The following is a 17874-nucleotide window of genomic DNA, read 5'->3' as shown; positions in this document are numbered from 1 at the left end:
CCGCCGAGGAAAGGAGTACACGCGATGGAACACCCGGTCAGCCGTGTCCTCGCCCTGCTGGAACTGCTCCAGGACCGCCCCGGCCTGACCGGCGCCGACCTGGCCGCCCGGCTCGACGTGGACGAGCGCACCGTCCGCCGCTACGTCGCCCGGCTGACCGAACTCGGCATCCCCGTCGAGGCCGACCGCGGCCGCTACGGGGGCTACCGCCTGCGGCCCGGCTACCGGCTGCCGCCGCTGATGCTCACCCCGGACGAGGCCGCCTCCGTCGTGCTCGGCCTGCTGGCCGGCCGCAGCTCCGGCCTGTCGGTGGGGGAGGAGGCCACCGGGACGGCCCTCGCCAAGATCCAGCGGGTGCTGCCGCAGCCGCTGCGCGAGCGCGTGGCGGCCGTCGAACAGACCCTCGGACTGACCGCCACCCCCGCCGCCGGCCCCGGCCCGGCCGCCGCCGCGCTGTTCACCCTGGCCGAGGCGGCCCGCCGCCGTCGCCGGGTGCGGCTCGCCTACCGGGACCGGGAGGACCGGCCCAGCGAACGCGACTTCGACCCGTACGGGCTGGTCTTCCACTCCGGGCGCTGGTACACCACCGGGCTCGACCACCGCAGCGGCGAGCCGCGCACCTTCCGGCTGGACCGGATCACCCGGGTCGAACAGGGTGAGGCCGGCTTCGAGCCGCCGGAGGACTACGACCCGGTCCAGCGGGTGGTGGAGTCGCTGGCCGGCGCGCCCTGGCGGCACCGGGTGGAGGTCGAACTGCGGACCACCCTCGCCGAGGCCCGCCGCCGACTGCCGCCCGCCGTCGGCACGCTCACCGAACTCGCCGAGGACCGGGTGCTGCTGCGGGCCCGGGCGCAGAACCTGGACGGCGTCGCGGTGCTGCTGGCCGGCCTCGGGTGGCCGTTCACCGTCCGGGAGCCCGCCGCGCTGCGCGCCGAGGTGCGGGCGCTCGCGGACCGGCTCGCCGCCTGGGGCGCCGAGCCGTCGTGACGGCGGGCGCGGCGGCGGACGGCTCCGGGGAGCGGGGAGCGGGCATGCCGAGGGCCCGGGGAGCTTCGACTCCCCGGGCCTTGGGGCCTGTCTTCGGACGTCCGGATCAGGCCTGGCCGCCGGCCGCCCGCTCCTCGGCGACCTTGCGCTTCACCTCGGTCATGTCCAGCTCGCGGGCCTGGCCGATCAGGTCCTCGAACACCGCCTCCGGCAGCGCACCGGGCTGCGAGAAGACCAGCACGCCCTCACGGATGATCGCCAGCGTCGGGATCGACTGGATGTCGAACGCGGCCGCCAGCTCCTGCTGCGCCTCGGTGTCCACCTTGGCGAAGACCAGGTCCGAGTGGCGCTCGGCGGCCTTCTCGTACACCGGGGCGAACTGGCGGCACGGCCCGCACCACCCGGCCCAGAAGTCGATGAAGACGAAGTCCTTGCCCTCCGGGCCCGGGACGATCTCGTCGAAGTTCTCCTTGGTCAGCTCGACCGTGTTGCTCATCTCGTGATTCCTTCCCTTCCGGACGTGGCGGTTCAGGCCATGTGCCCGCCACAACCGTCCCGGTCGGCGGGGTATTCCGGCGGCGTTCCGGCGGTTGCCGGAGCCAGGGAGTGAGCAGCCGGCGGCCGCCGCCCGTATGGAAGGGTGTCCGGTCCGTTCCGACCCCTTCCCCCCGAGGGAGGCACCCCATGCGCAGCACACTCCGCACCCGGCGGACGCTCGCGCTGACCGCGTCCGGCATCGCGGCGGCCGCCCTGATCGCCGGCTGCGGATCGTCCGGCGGCTCCTCCGGTCCGTCGAGCAGCCCGAGCAGTCCGGGCACCCCGGCGGCCGTCACCCTGCAGACCGCCCAGGACCCGAAGCTGGGCACGATCGTCACCGACAGCGCGGGCTTCACGCTCTACCGCTTCGACCAGGACCGGAACAGCCCGCCGGAGTCCTACTGCAACGGCAGCTGCGCCGTCATCTGGCCGCCCGAGCACGCCGACGGCAACGGCAACGTCACGGTGAAGGGCATCGACAGCAAGCTGGTCGGCACCGTCACCCGCGACGACGGCACCAAGCAGGTCACCCTGAACGGCTGGCCGGCCTACCGCTACTCGCCGGACACCAAGCCCGGCGACACCAAGGGCCAGGGCGTGGCCGGCACCTGGTTCGCGCTGACCCCGACCGGCGGCAGGGCGGGCGCCGCGAACTCCGGCCCGATGAACCCGACGCCCAGCACCCCGGGCTACTGACCGGTTCCGATGACCGGTCCCGACGACCGGCTCCGACCGCCCTCGCCCAGGAGGCCCGGGTGCGCAACGATGAAGTGGTGACCGAGGAGCACCCCGTCGGCCGCACCGGCGGCCACGACACGGGGGCGCCGGACGAGGACCTGATGCGCGCCCTGTACCGGGAGCATGCCGGTCCGCTGTTCGGGTTCGTGCTCCACCTGGTCGCCGGGGACCGGCAGCGGGCCGAGGACGTCGTGCAGGAGACCCTGCTCCGCGCCTGGCGCAACATCCACCGGCTCGACCCGGAGGCCGGCTCGCTGCGGCCCTGGCTGGTCACCGTCGCGCGGCGGATCGTGATCGACGGCCACCGCGGCGCCATGGCCCGGCCGCGCGAGGTGGACGCCTCGGCACTGGAGCAGCTGCCCGCCGAGGACGAGATCGACCGGGCGCTGCGGATGATGACCGTCGCGGACGCGCTCGGCGATCTCTCGCCCGTGCACCGGGAGATCATCGTCGAGACCTACCTGAAGGGCCGTACGGCCAACGAGGCGGCCGCCGAACTCGGCATCCCGGCCGGGACGGTGCGCTCGCGGGTGTTCTACGCGCTGCGCTCGCTCAGGCTCGCGCTGGAGGAACGGGGAGTGACATCGTGACCAGGCACCCCGACCGCGACCCCGTCCCCGACCCCGACCGGGCGCCCGGCGGCCCGGTGCACGCCGACGCCGGCGCGTACGTCCTCGGCCTGCTGGAACCCGCCGAGCGCGCCGCCTTCGAGCAACACCTCGCCGACTGCCCGCAGTGCGCCGAGCAGGTGACCCAACTCGGCTCGGTGGAACCGCTGTTGTCCGAGTACGCGGCCACCGCGCGGGCGGCCGGGACGGACCCGGCCGGTCCCGCCCCGCAGCCGGACCCCCGATTGCTGGACCGGCTGGTCGCCGAGGTCGGCGCCACCCGGCGGCGGGGCCGGGTGCGGCGGCTGGTGCTGGCCCTGGCCGCCACCGCGATGGTGGCGGCCGGCCCCGCCGTCACCGCCGCGGTGCTCACCGCCGACAACACCCCGGCCGTGGTCGCGGTGGCCGAGCAGTTCAGCGCCACCGACCCGGGCACCGGCGCGCACGCGACCGTCGGCCTGGACGGCACCACCTGGGGCACCCAGGTCAGCCTGCAACTCTCCGGCGTCCAGGGCCCGTTGACCTGTCGACTGGTCGCCGTCTCGCACACCGGCGAGCAGCAGACGGTCACCACCTGGTCCGTCCCGGCGGGCGGCTACGGGAACGGCGGCGGGGGCGGCGACGGCACCGTGCGCACCACCGGCGGCGCGGCCTTCCGACTGGCGGACATCGACCACTTCGAGGTCCGCGTCCAGGACGGCGGCGCGCTACTGGTCGCGATCCCCGTACACCACCCCTGACCCCCAGTGGATCGTGTACGACTCCAACCGCTCCACCCGGGCCGCGCCCCGGATACCCGGCCAGTACGGGCTCGGCTCGCCACCGCCGGTCATGTGCTCCCGACCCCGGATCCGGCTCCAGCCGGTCCGCAGCGCCGGCTCGAAGCTGTGCCACCGCCCGCAACCGCAGGGTGTCAGCACCCGCGCGCAGCAGCGGCACAGCTCGGCCCGGCCGTGGCCGTGACCGTCGCCGCGGTCGTCGCCGGGGCCGGTCAGGAGCGGCACCGGCGGGCCCTGCTCCCCACAGGCCGGGCACCCGGGCAGCACGGCACCGTCCAGCAGCGCGTTCTGCCGCCGGACGTAGTCGGGCAGCCGCAACGGCGGGTGCAGGAACGGGTCGTGCTCCCAGGCCGCGTTCGGCGACCCCCACCAGCGCACGTGCCACCAGGCCGTCTCCGGAGGCAGCCGCCGCCCGGCCCGCTTCTGCGCCCGGCGCCGCTCCGCGTACTCCTCGGCCCTGGCCCGCCACAGCTCGCGCGCCTCGTGCAACTCGTCCACCGCGCGGACCAGGGCGTCCGGGTCGGCCTCCAGGAAGCGCGGAATCCGGGCGCTGACGGTGAGGTGGTGGTACGTCGCCCGCAGGCCGTACGGGGCGAAGCGGGTCAGGCAGGTGCGCAGCGCGCTGTGCCGCCGGTACGGCGGGAGCGAGGCGTCGTGCACCCGGGCCCGGTGGGTGTGGAAGCTGGTCATGACGGCGGCTTCAGGTCCGGGGCCGGGTCCAGGTCCAGGGCTCGGGCGAGCGCGGCGGTGACGGCGGCGGCGTGCCCGGGCAGCTGCCGCTCGGCCCAGCCCGCCGCGAGCGCGAGGAAGTCGCGCAGGTCCCGCTCGACTCCGGCGAGCAGCCGGCGCAGCTCCTCCACCGGCAGCTCGACCACCGGGCCCTCGTCGCCCTCGGCGTCCTGGGTCAGCCGGACCACCCGGCCGACGCACTCGGCCCGGGCGTCGGGGTCGTGGCCGAACCAGGCGGTGCCGGACCCGTCCGTGACGTCCAGCCACTCGCGCCAGTCCTCCAGCCCGTTGCAGCAGCCCGGCCTGAAGACGGCGCCGGTGGCGGAGTCGGTCACCACCAGCCCGCCGGGGGCGTACGGGTGCGGCTCGGTCGACAGCGCGTGCAGGAACGCGCCCAACGGGTCCGCCGGCCGGGGACCGCGCCCCTCGGCCTGCCCGGGGTCGGGCTCGACGTCGTTGCAGTCCGCCAGCCGCCACACCGCCGTGCCCACCTCGTCCGACGTCAACCGCCCGTCCAGCGCGAGATCCCCGTACGGCCCGAGCTCGGCCGTCGGCCAGAGCGTGAAGCCGTCGGAGGCGAAGATCTCCAGGACCGGTCGCATCGACACCATCCGCCGATCATCCCGAACACACCCCCGCCCCGACCAGCCGTTTTATGCCCCACCCCCACCCAGGTGACCCCCGCCCCGCCCGGCTGGCCCCGAGACCCAGCCGGCCTCCGTCACCACCTGCTCGGCCTCGGCCGCCCGCCTCGCGGCTGCCGTCCAGCCGGCCCGCCCTCCGACCGGCCTCCGCCGTGATGTGGGTGAGTGTGGGCTGGCGGTGTCGGGCGGAGCGCCGCCCCCAATCGACCTCCGCTGCCCGGCGGCCGTCGTTGAGCCGGCCTTCACCATGGCTCGGGTGGTCCTGCCATCAAGCCGATGCCCGCCGCCGTCGCTCGGCCGGCCTGTGCCGCGATGTGGGCCAGTGCGGGCCGGTTGTGTCAGGCAGAACTCCTCCCGACCGGCCTCCACCGCCCGACCAGTCCTTGGTGTTGGGCGGTTGTGCTCGACCGGCTCGCTATCCGACCGGCCCCCGCAAGGTACTTGAGTGGTCCTGCCGCCCAGCCGGAGCCCTCCGCCGTCGCCCCGGTGGTCGGTGCCGCGACGGGGACGAGTTCGGGCCGCAGCGGCGGGCGGCCATGGGTTGGTGAATGGGTGGGCCAGGTGAACCGGTTGATTGATGGTGGTGGCGGTGAGATGCCCCTCCAGGCGGTCTGCGCCGCGATGCGGGCCAGTGAGGGCCCGCGGTTTCGGGTGGAGCGCCATCCAACCAGCCTTTGCCGTCGGGTGGTTGTGTTCGACCTGATCGCCATCCGACTGGCGTCCGCGAGGCGCTCGGGTGGCCTTGCCGACCAGTTGGAGTTCCCTGCCATCGCCTGGGCGCTCTGCGCCGCGATGTGGGTGAGTGTGGGCTGGCGGTGTCGGGCGGAGCGCTGCCCCAACCGGCCTCCGCTGCCCGGCGGCAGTCGTCCAGCCGGCCTTCACCATGGCTCGGGTGGCCCTGCCATCCAGCCGATGCCCGCCTCCACCGCCCGACCAGCCTTTGGTGTTGGGCGGTTGTGCTCGAACGGCTCGCCATCCGACTGGCCTCCGGGAGGCGTTCGGGTGGCTCTGCTGCCCAGCCGGATCCCTCCGCCGTCGCCCTGGTGGTCGGTGCCGCACCGCGGGCCGGTACGAGCCCACATCGTCGGGCGGCTATGGGTTGGGCGCGCGGGGGCTGTGGATTGGTGAATGGGTGGGCCAGGCGGACCGGTTGATTGATGGTGGTGGCGGTGAGATGCCCCTCCAGGCGGTCTGCGCCGCGATGCGGGCCAGTGAGGGCCCGCAGGGTCGGGCGGAGTGCCGCTCAATCAGCACGCCACCTGATCGGCTTTTGCCATCCGACCGGCCAGGGGGCTCAGCCAGCCAGCCCGCCGACGCCTGCCGCCGTCGTTTGGACGGCGCGTGTCGGGATGTGGGCCAGTTGCGGGCCTTCGGTTTCGGGCAGAGCTTCTCCCGACTGGCCTCTGCCGTCGGGTGGTTGCCGCTCGACCGGGTCGCCGTCCGGCTGGCCTTCGCGAGGCGCTCGGGTGGCCACTCCGCCATCGCCGGGGCGGTCTGCGCCGCGATGTGGGTGAGTGTGGGCCCGAAGTGTTAGGCGGGCTGGTTGATGACGGTGGTGGCGAGCGGGGGTGTGCCGGGGGATCGGGGGGTTGATGGCGGTGGGGCGCTGGTCAGGTGGCCTGGGTGGCGATGCGGGTGAGGACGCGTCCGCAGTGGTGGGCGAAGGCGCGTTGGGCGAGGGGGAGGAGGGGGCCGGCGAGGCGGGCGTACCAGGCGACGGGGCGGCTGAAGGCGGTGACGGAGAAGCGGACTTCGCCGTCGGGGGTGAGTGCGACCAGGAAGGTCTCCTCGCCCTGGGCCAGGTGGCCGGTCCTGGTGCCGTAGGTGAAGCCGTACCGGTCCGGGCCGTCGACCGTGGCCAGGACCCGGTTGGGGGCGCCGGCCCGCAGGGGGCCGAGGCCGATGGCGCAGTGCACGGCGACGCCGGGGGCGGCGCGGTCGGCCGTCGCGTCGATGCGGACGCCCGCGAGCCGGTGCATCCGCCAGTCGAGCAGGGCGGCGCCGGCGGCTTCCAGGGCGGGGCGGCCGTGGCCGATGAGGGCGCTGTGCCGCAGGTGGTTGTAGCCGGCGGGGAGGTGGCCGGTGCGGCTGGCGCCCTGTTCGGGGTAGCTGTAGTCGTTCATCGGGGGGTCTCCGTCGTGTCGGTCCGGGTGGCGTCGGTCCGGTCCGCGGTGATCCGGCGCCAGGCGAGCAGCGCGCAGAGGGCGAAGCCGAGCGCGTTGCCGACGCCGTGGGTGGCGGCCATCCAGGTCAGGGTGGGGTGGGGGAGTCCGGCGGCCCGGCCGAGTGCCCACCACAGGGCGAGCAGCATGGTGAGCGCGAGGACGGCCGAGGAGGCGGCGAGCAGGCGGGCGGTGGTCCGGTCGCCGGTGCGGGGGCGCAGGTCGCGCCAGGTGACCAGGCCGACCAGCCACATTCCGGTGGTCAGGACGGCGGCTCCGGCGAACTGCCACCAGTTGCCGAGGAAGTAGCCGGCCAGTACCAGCAGGGTGCCCGCCGGGACGCTGAGGGCCGCGCAGCGGGCCGGGGCGGAGCCCGGGCGGGCGGCGCGGCAGACCAGTCCGGCGACCAGGGCGGCGGTGAATCCGGCGTAGTGGAAGTGGGGGACGGTGAGCGCCAGGATGTGCGGTTCGAAGCCGAACAGCGGGTAGCCGGAGCGTTCGGCGACCAGGGCGACCCCGGCGACCGAGGGTGCGGCGAGCGCGGTGAGCACCGCGACCTCGGCGGGTGCGAGCGAGCGGGTGCGGGCCAGCCGCAGGGGGGCGTGCAGGGCGACGGCCAGGGTGCCGAGCGCGTAGAGCAGGGCGCAGCCGGTGGCGAGGTCGCCGCCGCGGGGCAGCCAGAGCGAGAGCGCGCCGGGGACGGCGGCGAGCGGCCAGAGCCGGCGGATCCGGGCGAGGCCGGGCTCGTCGACCAGGGCGAGGCCGAGCGGGACGACGGCTCCCATGCCGAGCAGGACCAGCAGGTCGACCAGTTCCGTGGTGCCCGGGCCCATCGCGGACACGGCCGTCGTGAGCGAAGCCATCGTGGACACACCCCCTTGAACGCGTTCAAATAGCTTGCGCCGCCGACTCTACGCGGCTGAGTTGAACGTGTTCAACTCAGCGCCGATGTCGCCCCCGATGCCGCCCGGACCGGCTGGCCTGGTGTTCACGGTGGGTGCGGCGCACTCTGGAGGGGTAACCGATGGAGGTGATCCGCCATGCAGACTCTGGTCGGTTGGCACATCGAGATGGAGTTCCGCGAAGAGGGGGCACGGACCAGCGCCGCCGCACTGCTGCGGCTGCGCGACGGGAGCGAACTGCGCGCCCACGGCTACAGCAGTCGCCACCCCTCCGACCCGGAACAGCTGAGGGTCGGCGAGGAGATCGCGGGGGCCCGCGCGCTCAACGAGCTCGCCTCGCAGCTGCTCACCAAGGCCCATGCCGAGATCCAGGAGGTCAGTCCGGTCCCGACCCACCCGCTGTCGTGACCTCCGGCCCGCTGCCAGCAGTCGCGTCGAGGTGCCGGAAAGCGCCGAGTGCCGGGGCAGACCTTCTCAAGGCCCCGGCACTCGACGGAGGTTGACGATCAGGCGAGACGATCGGACGGGATGCGACGACCGGACGCGACGGCCCGTCAGTTGACGCAGTAGGTGGCCGGCGGTAGCCACTCCGGCCCGACCAGCCGCCGTTCCAGTTCGTTCAGCGTGATCCGGATGCCGACCGTCCCGGCCAGCCCCACCCGGAACCGGCTGCGGGCGAGCGCGATCAGCGCCGTCAGGCCGTACTTGTTGATCAGCGAGGTGCGGTAGCGGGCGGTGTCGTCGGCGTCGCAGAGCCGGGCCCGGGCCGGGATCCGGCGGCCGGTGGGGCGCCCGTGGGCGTCGCAGGGGCCGATCAGCACCCGGGGGTGGCGGCGGATCCGTTCGGCCTCGCCGGAGTGGGCCGGGGTCCAGACCCCGAGGGCCGTGCCGTCCTGCACCACCCAGAGCTGTGACTCCAGCCGGCTGCCGTCCTCGCCGAAGGTGGTGAGCAGGAGGTACCTGCTGTCGGCGATCCGGTCGGTCGGGTCGACCTGGTCGGTCCGGTCGCTTCGGTCGGTTCGGTCGTGCACCTGTCCTCCCTGTGCCATCGGGGGGTGCGGGTCAGTGCCCGTGGCCCTCGGTGATCTCGTGGAACTCCTCGGCGGTGGGCTTGGGGATCCGGCCGCCCTCGCCGTGGAACCCGCGGGAGAGCCGGGTCCGGGTGCGGGTGAGCACCCCCGCCGGGCGGGCCACTCCATTCTCGTCCACCGGGGCGGGCAGTTCGAGGGGGCGGGGCTGTTCGTGCGCCGTGAGCCGGTGCAGTTCCCGCGGCGCGAGCCGGGCGTGCACTTCGGTGAACTCGCCGTGCGGCAGGCGCTTGATGACACCCGTCTCGCGGCCGTGCAGCACCTTCTCCCTGTCGCGGCGCTGGAGGCCGAGGCACCAGCGCTTGGTGATGACGAAGACGGCGACCGGGACGGCGAAGAAGCCCACGCGGGCGGCGTACGTGATGGAGTTGAGCGACAGGTGCAGGTGGGTGGCGATCAGGTCGTTGCCGCCGGCGGCCAGGGCCACCAGGTAGAGGCTGATCCACGCGGCGCCGAGCGCGGTGCGGACGGGCGCGTTGCGCGGCCGGTCGAGCAGGTGGTGCTCCCGCTTGTCGTCGGTCACCCAGTTCTCGATGAACGGGTAGACGGCGATGGCGCCCAGGACGAGCGGGAACAGCGCGAACGGGATGAGCACCCCGAGGTTGAGGGTGTGCCCCCACAGCCCGATCTCCCAGCCGGGCATGATCCGGATCAGGCCCTCGGCGAAGCCCATGTACCAGTCGGGCTGGGCGTCGGTGGAGACCTGGTCGGGACGGTACGGGCCGTACGCCCAGATCGGGTTGACGGTCGCGATCGCGGCGGCCAGCGCGACGATGCCGAAGACGAGGAAGAAGAACCCGCCGGCCTTGGCCAGGTAGACCGGCATCAGCGGCATGCCGACGACGTTCTTCTCGGTCCTGCCGGGGCCCGCCCACTGGGTGTGCTTGTGGTAGAAGACCAGGATCAGGTGGGCCACCAGCAGGCCGAGCATGATGCCCGGGATCAGCAGCACGTGGATGGTGAAGAACCGCGGCACGATGTCGTGGCCGGGGAACTCCCCGCCGAACAGGAACATCTGGATGTACGTGCCGACCAGCGGCACGGCGAGGATCGAGCCCTCGATGAACCGGATGCCGGTGCCGGAGAGCAGGTCGTCGGGCAGGGAGTAGCCGAAGAAGCCGTCCAGCATGCCGAGGAAGAGCAGCAGGAAGCCGAAGACCCAGTTGATCTCGCGGGGCTTGCGGAAGGCGCCGGTGAAGAACACCCGCATCATGTGGACGAACATGGCGGCGACGAAGACGATCGCCGCCCAGTGGTGGATCTGCCGGATCAGCAGGCCGCCGCGCACCTCGAAGCTGATGTCCACGGTGGAGGCGTAGGCCTCCGACATCGGGACGCCCTTGAGCGGCACGTACGAGCCGTCGTAGACCACCTCGGCCATCGAGGGCTTGAAGAACAGCGTCAGCCAGACACCGGTCAGGATGATGATGACGAAGGTGTAGAGGCAGATCTCGCCCAGCATGAAGGACCAGTGGTCCGGGAAGATCTTCCGCAGGTTCGCCCTGGCCAGGGAGTAGATCCCCAGCCGGCCGTCCGCCCAGTCGGCGGCCCGCTGCCCCCGCCCAGGGCTCTGATTCCGGGTCATGTGCACGCACCTCGGTCCGAAGGAAGCGGGGAGGAGTCCCCGATTCGCACTGGTGCCCACGATAACCGGGGGGTAATCCCCATTTCTATCCGGGGTGGTCGGTGCGCCGAAGGGCGGCGGGTCCTAGGCGGTCGGTGGTTCCATCCGGGCGTACGCCTCCGGCGGGATCGGGAAGCGCCTCAGCAACTCCTCCATCCAGGCGGTCGGATGGGTGGCCGGAGCCGCGCCGCCGGGCAGGGCGCGCGCCTTGCGGATGCCGTCGAGCAGTGCCTCCACCGCGGCCTCGGTGGTGTACCGCTCGGAGACCCAGCGGCGGCCCGCCCGCCGCACCTCGTCCTGGCCGGGCAGGTCGAGCAGTTCCAGGGCCCGGTCCGCCAGCCGGTCCGTTTCGAGCTCCGGGATCCGCCACGCGGACGGCGAGTCGAACAGTTCCGCTCCGCCGCCGCCGGCGTAACCGGTCACCAGGCAGCCGCTGGCCATCGCCTCGGCCGGCGGCAGGCCGAAGCCCTCACCCTCGGGCGCTCCCAGGGCGATGAACACCGAGGTGTCCGACAGCACGCGGGCGACCTCCTCGTGCGGAACCGCGTGGATGTCGTACAGCTCGACGCCCCTGGACCGCGGGTCGGCGTGGAGCAGGCGATGGAGCAGCGTGCTCTCGACGGGGCGCTTGCGGGACATCCACGCGATGCGCCGGACCCGCCCGGTCGACGCCGGCCGGAACAGCCCGGTGTCGACGGTGTTCGGCACCAGGTGCGGTTCGAACCCGGGCAGGGCGCGGCGGAGCATGTCGGCGCCCGCCTTCGAGACCGTCCACAGGGCCGGCCGGGCCGACCAGCCCGGGTACGGGCCGGGGGCGGGGCAGGTCAGGAAGTGGACGTAGTGCCCCTGCGAGTAGACGACCTTGCGGCCGCCGGGCGCCGGGTCGCGGCCCGGGAGCACGCTGACCTCGGGCAGCACGAGGACGTCCTCGGGGCCGAGGTCCAGGGTCATCCCGGACAGCGTCGGCACGTCGTCGTCGAACCACGTGTAGCGGAATCCCGGTGTGGGCGTCCAGCGGTACGCCTCGACGCCGGCGGCCCGCAGCAGCGCGACCTGTTGGTTCAGGACGCGGATGCCGCCCAGCGGGAACTGGAACTCGAACGACGCGTAGACGACTCGGCCGGTCACCGAACCTCCCTGACGAACCAGCGACTTGAGCGGAACAGGGCCCCACGGACCCACGGACCCACGGACCCACGGACCCCCGGATCCAGGGAACCAGGGAGCCGGGACTACTGCAGGTGCTCCTCGATCTCGGCGATCAGCCCGTCCTCGAAGCGGAAGTAGGTGGTGGCGTGGACCCGGCTGCGGGTGCCGTCCGGCGCCTCCAGCACCAGGACGTGCTGCTGGAGCACCTCGTCGGGCTTGTGGAAGCGGCGCACGACCTCGTACCGCAGGGAGTCGACGGTGGCGAAGAACGCGGCGATCCGCTCCAGCCGGGCGTCGATCGGCCGGGTGCCGTCGCCGTCGTTCTGCCACACCGTGGCGCCGGGGGTGCACAGGGCCCGGAAGCCGGCGAGGTCGCGTGCCTCCAGCAGCCGCAGTCCGGCGTCCACCGTCGCGTCGAGGTCCTGGTCCATGGGCTTCTCCGTTCAGTGCGGGCGGGGAGGGGAGGGGTGCCGGTCGAGCAGGCCGAGGCCGCGCAGGTCGGTGACGTACTTGGCGACGAGGGCGGGGGACAGCCGCGGCACGTCCCGGTCGGGCCCGATCCCGGCCGCCCGGACGGCCTCCCGGAACCGCGGGGCCGGGGCGGGCCGGTCCTCGCCGGGTTGCTCGAAGGCGTGCAGCAGGGGCAGCACCGAGTGGGTGCGCTGCCGTTCCGGCAGGGCCCGGACCGCGGTCGTGAAGCGGGCGAACCAGTCGTCGTAGTCGTCGACGCGCCGGATCGGGTGGCCGTCCTCGACCAGCCAGTCCACGAGGGTGTCCAGCGAGGCGCCGTCGTCGTGCGGGTTCCAGGCGTTGTAGGTGCGGTAGCCGTCCGGGCCCGGGGTGCCCAGCGCGGTGACCGCCTCGGCGAGGAAGTCGACCGGGAGGCCGTCGTACCGCGCGGGCGCGCCGCCGCGGTGGAACGACCGCGGCGCGATCCCGGTGGCCACCAGGCTGAGGACCAGCCGGGTGAACACGTCGGGCACGTTCAGCTGTCCCGGGTACCTGCTGTGCGCGAGGATCATGCCCGACCGGAACGTGGTGACCGGCAGGCCGTACCGTTCGTGGGCCTCCCGCAGCAGCACCTCGCCCGCCCACTTGCCCGCGGCGTACCCGTCGGCGTACCCGCGGCCGAGGCGGCGGCGCGGGATCGCCTCCCGGACGTCGGCGTCCTCGTCGAGCGCGGACGGCCCGGCTCCGCCGCGCACGGCCACGGTGGACAGGTAGGTGACGGGCTTGAGGCGCTCGGTGAGCGCCAGCCGGACCAGTTCGGCGGTGCCCGCGACGTTGGGGCCGAACAGCTCGGCGTAGGGCAGCACGTGGTTGACCAGCGCGGCCGGGTGGACGACCAGGTCCACCGACTCGGCCAGCCCGTTCCACACCGCCCGGTCCAGGCCCAGGCGCGGTTCGGCGAGGTCCCCGGCGAGGACGGTCAGCGTGCCGGCGGCCAGTTCCCGGTACCGCCGGGACGCCTCGCCCCCGTCGCCGAAGGCCCGGTCGAGCCGTTCGGCCGCGTCGGCGGGCGTGCGGCCGCGGACGAGGCAGACCAGCCGGCCGCCGGACGGGGCCAGCCGGCGGAGCCACTCCAGGCAGAGGAAGCGGCCGAGGAACCCGTTGGCGCCGGTCAGCAGGACGGTCCGGGGGGACTCCGCGGGGCCGGGCAGGCCCGGCGCGGCGGCCAGGGTCGGGGCGTCGATGAACCGGTCCGGGGTGAGGTCGCGGGCCCGGACCTCGGTCGCGCCGCCGCCGTGCACGGAGGCGGCCGTGGGCCTGCTCCCCGGGGCGGTGCGCCGGGCCTCGACGTACGCCGCCACCCCGGCCAGGTCGGTGGCCGGGCCGAGGACGACGCCGACCGGCACCTCGACGTCCAGGACCTCCTTCAGGAGGGTGGTGAAGGACAGCGCGGAGAGCGAGTCGCCGCCGAGCTCGGTGAACCGCGCGCCGGTGTCCGCGCCGGCGTCGGCCCGGCCCAGGACGGCGCGCACGGCCCGGTTCACGGTCTCCTGGACCGGCCGGTCGGCACCGGTCCGGCGCAGTTCCCGCAACTGCCGGCCCTGTTCGTCGGCGAGTTCGGCGTAGCGGCGCTCCAGGGCCGCGCCGTAGCGTTCATGGAGCCGGGGGCGCAGCAGCTTGTGGCTGTCGGAGAGCAGGCCGTTGGCCGGGCTGAAGGGCTCGGTCTCGACCAGGAAGTCCCGGGGCACCTCGTACGGGTTGAGTCCGTTCTCCCGGGCGGTGCGCCGCAGTTCCCGGTCGATCAGCAGCTTGAGCGCGGCCGGGTCGCCGTCGGTGCGGGCGATCGCCTTCGGGGTGGGCACCACCACGGCGAGCAGGTGGGAGCGTTCGCTGTTGCCGTACACGAAGACCTGCCGGACCAGCGGGCTGCCGAGGAAGACGCCCTCCAGCCGGGAGACGGTGACGAACTCGCCCTGGGACAGCTTGAGCACGTCCTTGGTGCGGCCGACGTAGACCAGCCGGTCCGGCCCGACCTCGGCCATGATGTCGCCGGTGCGGTAGTAGCCGTCCTCGTCGAAGACGGCGGCGGTGAGCTCGGGCCGGCGGTAGTACCCGGGGATGGCGGCGCTCGTCCTGAGCAGCAGCTCGCCGCGCGGGTGCGGCCGGTCGGTGCGGAAGCAGCCCAGCTCCGGGACGTCGACCAGCTTGTAGTCGAGGACGGGCGGGCGCTGCACCACGGTGTCCAGCAGCACCCCGCCGGCCTCGGTCGAGCCGTAGCCGGTGTACAGGTGCAGTCCCAGGCAGGACTCGACGAACTCCGCGACCTCGGCGGACAGCGGCGCCGTCCCGCAGAAGGCCTTCGCCACCCGCCCGCCCAGGACGGTCTCCCGCAGGTGGGCCTTGACGGCCGCGTCGACGTCGCCGGGCTCGCCGGCCCGCCGGTCGAGTTCGCCGCGGTACCGCTGGAAGAGCATGTCGCAGATCCGGGGGACCATGGTCAGCTCGGTGGGCCGGACCAGCGCGATGTCCTCGAACAGGGAGGATAGGTCGCTCCTGGCGGTGAAGCAGCCCAGGCCGCCCCGGGCGAGCGTGCCCAGCACCGACATCCGGCCCGCCTGGTGGCTCTGCGGCATGTAGTGGACGACGACGGACGGCACGTCGGCGGGCCCGTAGACGAATCCCCACCACGCGTTGCGGGCGAGGCGCTGCGGGTACATCGCCCCCTTCGGGGCGCCGGTGCTGCCGGAAGTGTAGAGGAGCAGGGCCAGCGGGTCCTCGCCCGGGGCGGGGACGTGCAGCGGGGGGTCGGGCAGCAGGGCGCCGCGCCCGACCGCGGCGGTGAGCGTGTCGAGCACGGCGGTGCCGCCGGCCTCGGCCAGCCGCCGGGCGGCGGCCTCGACGGCGGCGCGCTCGGCGGGGACCCCGGGGTGGTGGTCGAACACCAGGAGGCGGCGGACCGACGGCTGCCCGAGCACCGCGGCGACGGCGGTGTCCAGCCGTTCGACGCTGGTGGCGAGGAGCCGCGGCCCGGTCTCCGCGACGATCGGCGCCAGCTGGGAGAGCGGCGCGCTGGCGTGCAGCGGCACGGAGACCAGGCCCAGGTGGACGCCGGCCAGGTCGACGGTGGCGTGGTCGGTGCTGCTGAAGCCGAGGACGCAGATCCGGTCGCCCAGGGCCAGCCGGTACCCGGGCTCGTGCGCCCAGGCCCCGGCGAGCGCCCGGACGCGCGCCCACAGCTCCCCGTAGCTGACGGTGTCGTACCTCGGGAGCAGCCGCCCCGTCGCCTGGTCGCGGGCGCGTTCGCCGAGGGCGGGCCGGTCCCGGTAGGCCGCCATGACGGTCGCCATGATCTCGGCCGGGCTGGTGGCCGGATCGGCGAGCGCCGCCCGTACGGCCTCCGACTGCCCCGTCGGGCTCGGCCCTTCCGACTGCCCCGTCGCGCCCGGACGGTGGCCGGCCCCGGCCGTGGCGGAGCTCACCAGGCGACCGGCAGGGCGTCGGCCCCGCGGATGAGGCGTTCGGTGCGCCAGCTGATCCGCTCGGGCGGGACGGCGAGGTGCAGCCCCGGCAGACGGCGGACCAGGGAGCCGAGCACGGTGCGCAGTTCCATCCGGGCGAGCTGCGCGCCGAGGCAGTGGTGCACGCCGTGCCCGAAGGTGACGTGCGGGGACGCGCTGCGGTGGAAGTCGATGCGGTCGGGCTGCTCGAAGACCTCCGGGTCCCGGTTGGCCAGCCCGAGTTCGGCGACCACGGCGTCGCCGGCGCGGATCTTCTGCCCGCTGAGCTCCAGGTCCTCGACGGCGATCCGGGTGAACCCGGCGGTGGCGCTGATCGGGACGACCCGGGAGAGCTCCTCCACCGCGCCGGGGATCAGGCCGGGATCGGCGACCAGCTCCCGCCACAGCTCGGGGCGGGTCAGCAGGGTGTAGACGAAGTTGCCGATCTGGTTGGCGGTGGCCTCCTGGCCGGCGGAGAGCAGGCTGACCCCGAGGCCGACCAGTTCCTCCTCGGTGAGCGCGTTCTCCTCGCCCTCGACGGAGGCCAGTTCGCCGAGCAGGTCGGCGGTGGGGTGGACCCGGCGTTCGGCGACCAGGCCCGCCAGGTAGTCGTTCAGGTGCCCGCGGTCGCGGGCGGACAGCTCGGGGTCGGAGAGCGTCAGCAGGCCGTCGACCCAGGAGTTGAACCGGTCGCGGTCGGCGAGCGGCACCCCGAGCAGTTCGCAGATCATGGTGACCGGCAGCGGCCAGGTCAGGGCCTTGGTCAGGTCGGCCGGCGAGCCCGACGCGATCATCGCGTCCAGCAGCTCGTCCACGATCTCCTGGGCGCGCGGCCGCAGTGCCTCGACCCGGCGGAGGGTGAACGGGTTGGCCACCCGGCGCCGGAGCCGGGTGTGCTCGGGCGGGTCCATGCTCAGCATCGAGGTGCGGGGGAGGCCGGCCGAGACCGTGCGGGGCACGTGGTCGCCGACCGCCTCGGCGCGGCTGAACCGGGGGTCGGCCAGCACGGCGCGGACGTCGGCGTAGCGGCTGACCAGCCAGGCGTCCCCGCCGAACGGCAGACGGACCCTCAGCACGGGCTGCTCGCCGCAGACCGCGGCCAGCTCCGGGTCGATGTCGAGCCGGTGCGTCGGGCCGAACGGATAGGCGCGGGGCCCGTCGTCCGTCGCGGTCATGTTGTCAGTCCTTCCGGTCCCGGGGGCGGTCACAGTGCCGCGATCCGCCCGCCGTCGATGACGAGGTTGCTGCCGGTGATCCAGGAGGCGCGCGGGGACACCAGGAACCCGACCGCCTCGGCGATGTCCTCGGTGCGCCCGATCCGGCCGAGCGGGATCCCCTCGGCCCAGTCCGCCGTGTCCGTCCCGAGCCCGAGGTAGTCGGCGATCCCGTCCCGGGCCTCGTCCGCGCCCGGCGTCATGACGTTCCCGGGGGAAAGCGCGACGACCCGGATGCCGTCCGGCGCCAGTTCGGTCGCCAGCCCTTTGTGGTAGACCTCCAGGGCGGCTTTCGCGGCGGCGTAGTGCAGGATCACCGGATAGGACGAGACGGTGGCGATCGAGGACATGTGGACGATGACGCCGCCGCCTCCCGAACGCATCGCGGGGACGAGTGCGGAATTGAGCCGGACGGCGGAGAGGAAATTGATGTCGACGGTGTACTGCCAGTCCTTCTCGATGTCCAGCGCGCTCTGGAAGGTCCGACAGCCGCCGGCGTTGTTGACCACGATGTCCACGCCGCCGAGGATTTCCAGCGCGGTGTCGGCGAATTCCCGGACACCGGCCGCCGTGCTGAGGTCGGACGGGACGAAGGCGGATTCGGCCGGGGTGTCCCCGGTCGGTTTGCGCGCGGTGGTGACGACGGTGGCGCCGCTCTCCAGCAGCTTCCGTGCGATGCCGGCGCCGATGCCGCGGCTTCCGCCGGTCACCACCGCCCGCTTTCCCGCCAATTCCCGTTCCATTCCGGTTCCGCCGCCTCTCCCTG

At 74.0% G+C, this 17874-nt stretch carries 17 protein-coding genes; 5 read left to right on the top strand and 12 right to left on the bottom strand.

What is annotated here, in order from left to right; all coding sequences use genetic code 11:
- The first annotated feature begins 24 nt into the window (after positions 1 to 24).
- Positions 25 to 987, top strand: coding sequence for a helix-turn-helix transcriptional regulator (locus ACLWS4_RS21795; RefSeq protein WP_416874959.1), 963 nt, complete (start codon positions 25 to 27; stop codon positions 985 to 987).
- Positions 988 to 1093: 106 nt separating this feature from the next.
- Here ACLWS4_RS21795 and ACLWS4_RS21790 read toward each other — a convergent pair whose 3' ends face one another.
- The gene (locus ACLWS4_RS21790) at positions 1094 to 1483 is read right to left on the bottom strand and encodes a thioredoxin family protein (RefSeq protein ID WP_049655132.1); all 390 of its coding nucleotides are present in this window, start codon (positions 1481 to 1483) and stop codon (positions 1094 to 1096) included.
- Between the two features lie 188 nt (positions 1484 to 1671).
- Between ACLWS4_RS21790 and ACLWS4_RS21785 the strand changes: the two genes are divergently transcribed.
- The 3 genes from ACLWS4_RS21785 to ACLWS4_RS21775 are packed head-to-tail and all read left to right on the top strand — an operon-like array spanning position 1672 to position 3610.
- Positions 1672 to 2220 carry a hypothetical protein gene (locus ACLWS4_RS21785; RefSeq protein ID WP_416874958.1) on the top strand — a complete coding sequence of 183 codons (549 nt, stop codon included), beginning with the start codon at positions 1672 to 1674 and terminating at the stop codon, positions 2218 to 2220.
- Positions 2221 to 2279: 59 nt separating this feature from the next.
- Positions 2280 to 2852 carry a sigma-70 family RNA polymerase sigma factor gene (locus ACLWS4_RS21780; protein ID WP_082345936.1) on the top strand — a complete coding sequence of 191 codons (573 nt, stop codon included), beginning with the start codon at positions 2280 to 2282 and terminating at the stop codon, positions 2850 to 2852.
- A complete protein-coding gene (locus tag ACLWS4_RS21775) occupies positions 2849 to 3610 on the top strand; it encodes a zf-HC2 domain-containing protein (RefSeq protein WP_416874957.1) in 762 nt (253 codons plus the stop codon). Before ACLWS4_RS21780 ends, ACLWS4_RS21775 begins: the two co-directional genes overlap by 4 nt.
- Here ACLWS4_RS21775 and ACLWS4_RS21770 read toward each other — a convergent pair.
- The 4 genes from ACLWS4_RS21770 to ACLWS4_RS21755 all read right to left on the bottom strand — a co-directional run bounded on the left by ACLWS4_RS21770 (position 3578) and on the right by ACLWS4_RS21755 (position 8047).
- Positions 3578 to 4339 (bottom strand): hypothetical protein, encoded by a 762-nt coding sequence (locus ACLWS4_RS21770; protein WP_416874956.1) that lies wholly within the window; start codon positions 4337 to 4339, stop codon positions 3578 to 3580. The two genes, ACLWS4_RS21775 and ACLWS4_RS21770, sit on opposite strands and share 33 nt — an antisense overlap.
- Positions 4336 to 4989: a hypothetical protein gene (locus ACLWS4_RS21765; protein ID WP_416874955.1), complete on the bottom strand. Its 654-nt coding sequence runs from the start codon at positions 4987 to 4989 to the stop codon at positions 4336 to 4338. Before ACLWS4_RS21765 ends, ACLWS4_RS21770 begins: the two co-directional genes overlap by 4 nt.
- A gap of 1643 nt (positions 4990 to 6632) precedes the next feature.
- Entirely contained in the window at positions 6633 to 7145 is a 513-nt protein-coding gene (locus ACLWS4_RS21760; RefSeq protein WP_416874954.1) for a DUF1990 family protein, read from the bottom strand.
- A complete protein-coding gene (locus tag ACLWS4_RS21755; RefSeq protein ID WP_416874953.1) occupies positions 7142 to 8047 on the bottom strand; it encodes a YndJ family protein in 906 nt (301 codons plus the stop codon). Before ACLWS4_RS21755 ends, ACLWS4_RS21760 begins: the two co-directional genes overlap by 4 nt.
- Positions 8048 to 8224: 177 nt before the next feature.
- Here ACLWS4_RS21755 and ACLWS4_RS21750 point away from each other — a divergent pair, with 177 nt between their 5' ends.
- Positions 8225 to 8494 carry a DUF1876 domain-containing protein gene (locus ACLWS4_RS21750; RefSeq protein ID WP_049655118.1) on the top strand — a complete coding sequence of 90 codons (270 nt, stop codon included), beginning with the start codon at positions 8225 to 8227 and terminating at the stop codon, positions 8492 to 8494.
- A gap of 146 nt (positions 8495 to 8640) precedes the next feature.
- Here ACLWS4_RS21750 and ACLWS4_RS21745 read toward each other — a convergent pair whose 3' ends face one another.
- From ACLWS4_RS21745 to ACLWS4_RS21715, 7 genes are all read right to left on the bottom strand, one after another.
- Positions 8641 to 9117 (bottom strand): PPOX class F420-dependent oxidoreductase, encoded by a 477-nt coding sequence (locus ACLWS4_RS21745; RefSeq protein ID WP_063780248.1) that lies wholly within the window; start codon positions 9115 to 9117, stop codon positions 8641 to 8643.
- 31 nt (positions 9118 to 9148) lie between these two features.
- Positions 9149 to 10759 carry a cytochrome b gene (locus ACLWS4_RS21740; protein ID WP_416874952.1) on the bottom strand — a complete coding sequence of 537 codons (1611 nt, stop codon included), beginning with the start codon at positions 10757 to 10759 and terminating at the stop codon, positions 9149 to 9151.
- A gap of 123 nt (positions 10760 to 10882) precedes the next feature.
- A complete protein-coding gene (locus tag ACLWS4_RS21735) occupies positions 10883 to 11926 on the bottom strand; it encodes a glycosyltransferase (RefSeq protein ID WP_416874951.1) in 1044 nt (347 codons plus the stop codon).
- A 104-nt stretch (positions 11927 to 12030) separates the two neighbouring features.
- Positions 12031 to 12378: a nuclear transport factor 2 family protein gene (locus ACLWS4_RS21730; protein WP_049658964.1), complete on the bottom strand. Its 348-nt coding sequence runs from the start codon at positions 12376 to 12378 to the stop codon at positions 12031 to 12033.
- 12 nt (positions 12379 to 12390) lie between these two features.
- Complete coding sequence (car, locus tag ACLWS4_RS21725) at positions 12391 to 15876, bottom strand: carboxylic acid reductase (protein WP_416874950.1); 3486 nt, start codon at positions 15874 to 15876, stop codon at positions 12391 to 12393.
- Positions 15873 to 17069, bottom strand: coding sequence for a cytochrome P450 (locus ACLWS4_RS21720; RefSeq protein ID WP_049658615.1), 1197 nt, complete (start codon positions 17067 to 17069; stop codon positions 15873 to 15875). The genes car and ACLWS4_RS21720 overlap by 4 nt, the downstream gene beginning before the upstream one ends.
- Positions 17070 to 17098: 29 nt before the next feature.
- Positions 17099 to 17851, bottom strand: coding sequence for an oxidoreductase (locus ACLWS4_RS21715; protein ID WP_074002290.1), 753 nt, complete (start codon positions 17849 to 17851; stop codon positions 17099 to 17101).
- Positions 17852 to 17874: the final 23 nt, after the last annotated feature.

Source organism: Kitasatospora sp. SC0581 (assembly GCF_048159585.1).
Classification (GTDB): Bacteria; Actinomycetota; Actinomycetes; order Streptomycetales; family Streptomycetaceae; genus Kitasatospora.
This window is presented reverse-complemented; position numbering and strand designations above follow the sequence as displayed.

Excerpts from the sequence above, each read along its gene's own strand:
- ACLWS4_RS21795 (WP_416874959.1), top strand. The coding sequence starts at position 25 with ATGGAACACCCGGTCAGCCGTGTCCTCGCCCTGCTGGAACTGCTCCAG.
- ACLWS4_RS21790 (WP_049655132.1), bottom strand. The coding sequence starts at position 1,483 with ATGAGCAACACGGTCGAGCTGACCAAGGAGAACTTCGACGAGATCGTC.
- ACLWS4_RS21785 (WP_416874958.1), top strand. The coding sequence starts at position 1,672 with ATGCGCAGCACACTCCGCACCCGGCGGACGCTCGCGCTGACCGCGTCC.
- ACLWS4_RS21770 (WP_416874956.1), bottom strand. The coding sequence starts at position 4,339 with ATGACCAGCTTCCACACCCACCGGGCCCGGGTGCACGACGCCTCGCTC.
- ACLWS4_RS21765 (WP_416874955.1), bottom strand. The coding sequence starts at position 4,989 with ATGGTGTCGATGCGACCGGTCCTGGAGATCTTCGCCTCCGACGGCTTC.
- ACLWS4_RS21760 (WP_416874954.1), bottom strand. The coding sequence starts at position 7,145 with ATGAACGACTACAGCTACCCCGAACAGGGCGCCAGCCGCACCGGCCAC.
- ACLWS4_RS21755 (WP_416874953.1), bottom strand. The coding sequence starts at position 8,047 with ATGGCTTCGCTCACGACGGCCGTGTCCGCGATGGGCCCGGGCACCACG.
- ACLWS4_RS21750 (WP_049655118.1), top strand. The coding sequence starts at position 8,225 with ATGCAGACTCTGGTCGGTTGGCACATCGAGATGGAGTTCCGCGAAGAG.
- ACLWS4_RS21740 (WP_416874952.1), bottom strand. The coding sequence starts at position 10,759 with ATGACCCGGAATCAGAGCCCTGGGCGGGGGCAGCGGGCCGCCGACTGG.
- ACLWS4_RS21730 (WP_049658964.1), bottom strand. The coding sequence starts at position 12,378 with ATGGACCAGGACCTCGACGCGACGGTGGACGCCGGACTGCGGCTGCTG.
- ACLWS4_RS21720 (WP_049658615.1), bottom strand. The coding sequence starts at position 17,069 with ATGACCGCGACGGACGACGGGCCCCGCGCCTATCCGTTCGGCCCGACG.
- ACLWS4_RS21715 (WP_074002290.1), bottom strand. The coding sequence starts at position 17,851 with ATGGAACGGGAATTGGCGGGAAAGCGGGCGGTGGTGACCGGCGGAAGC.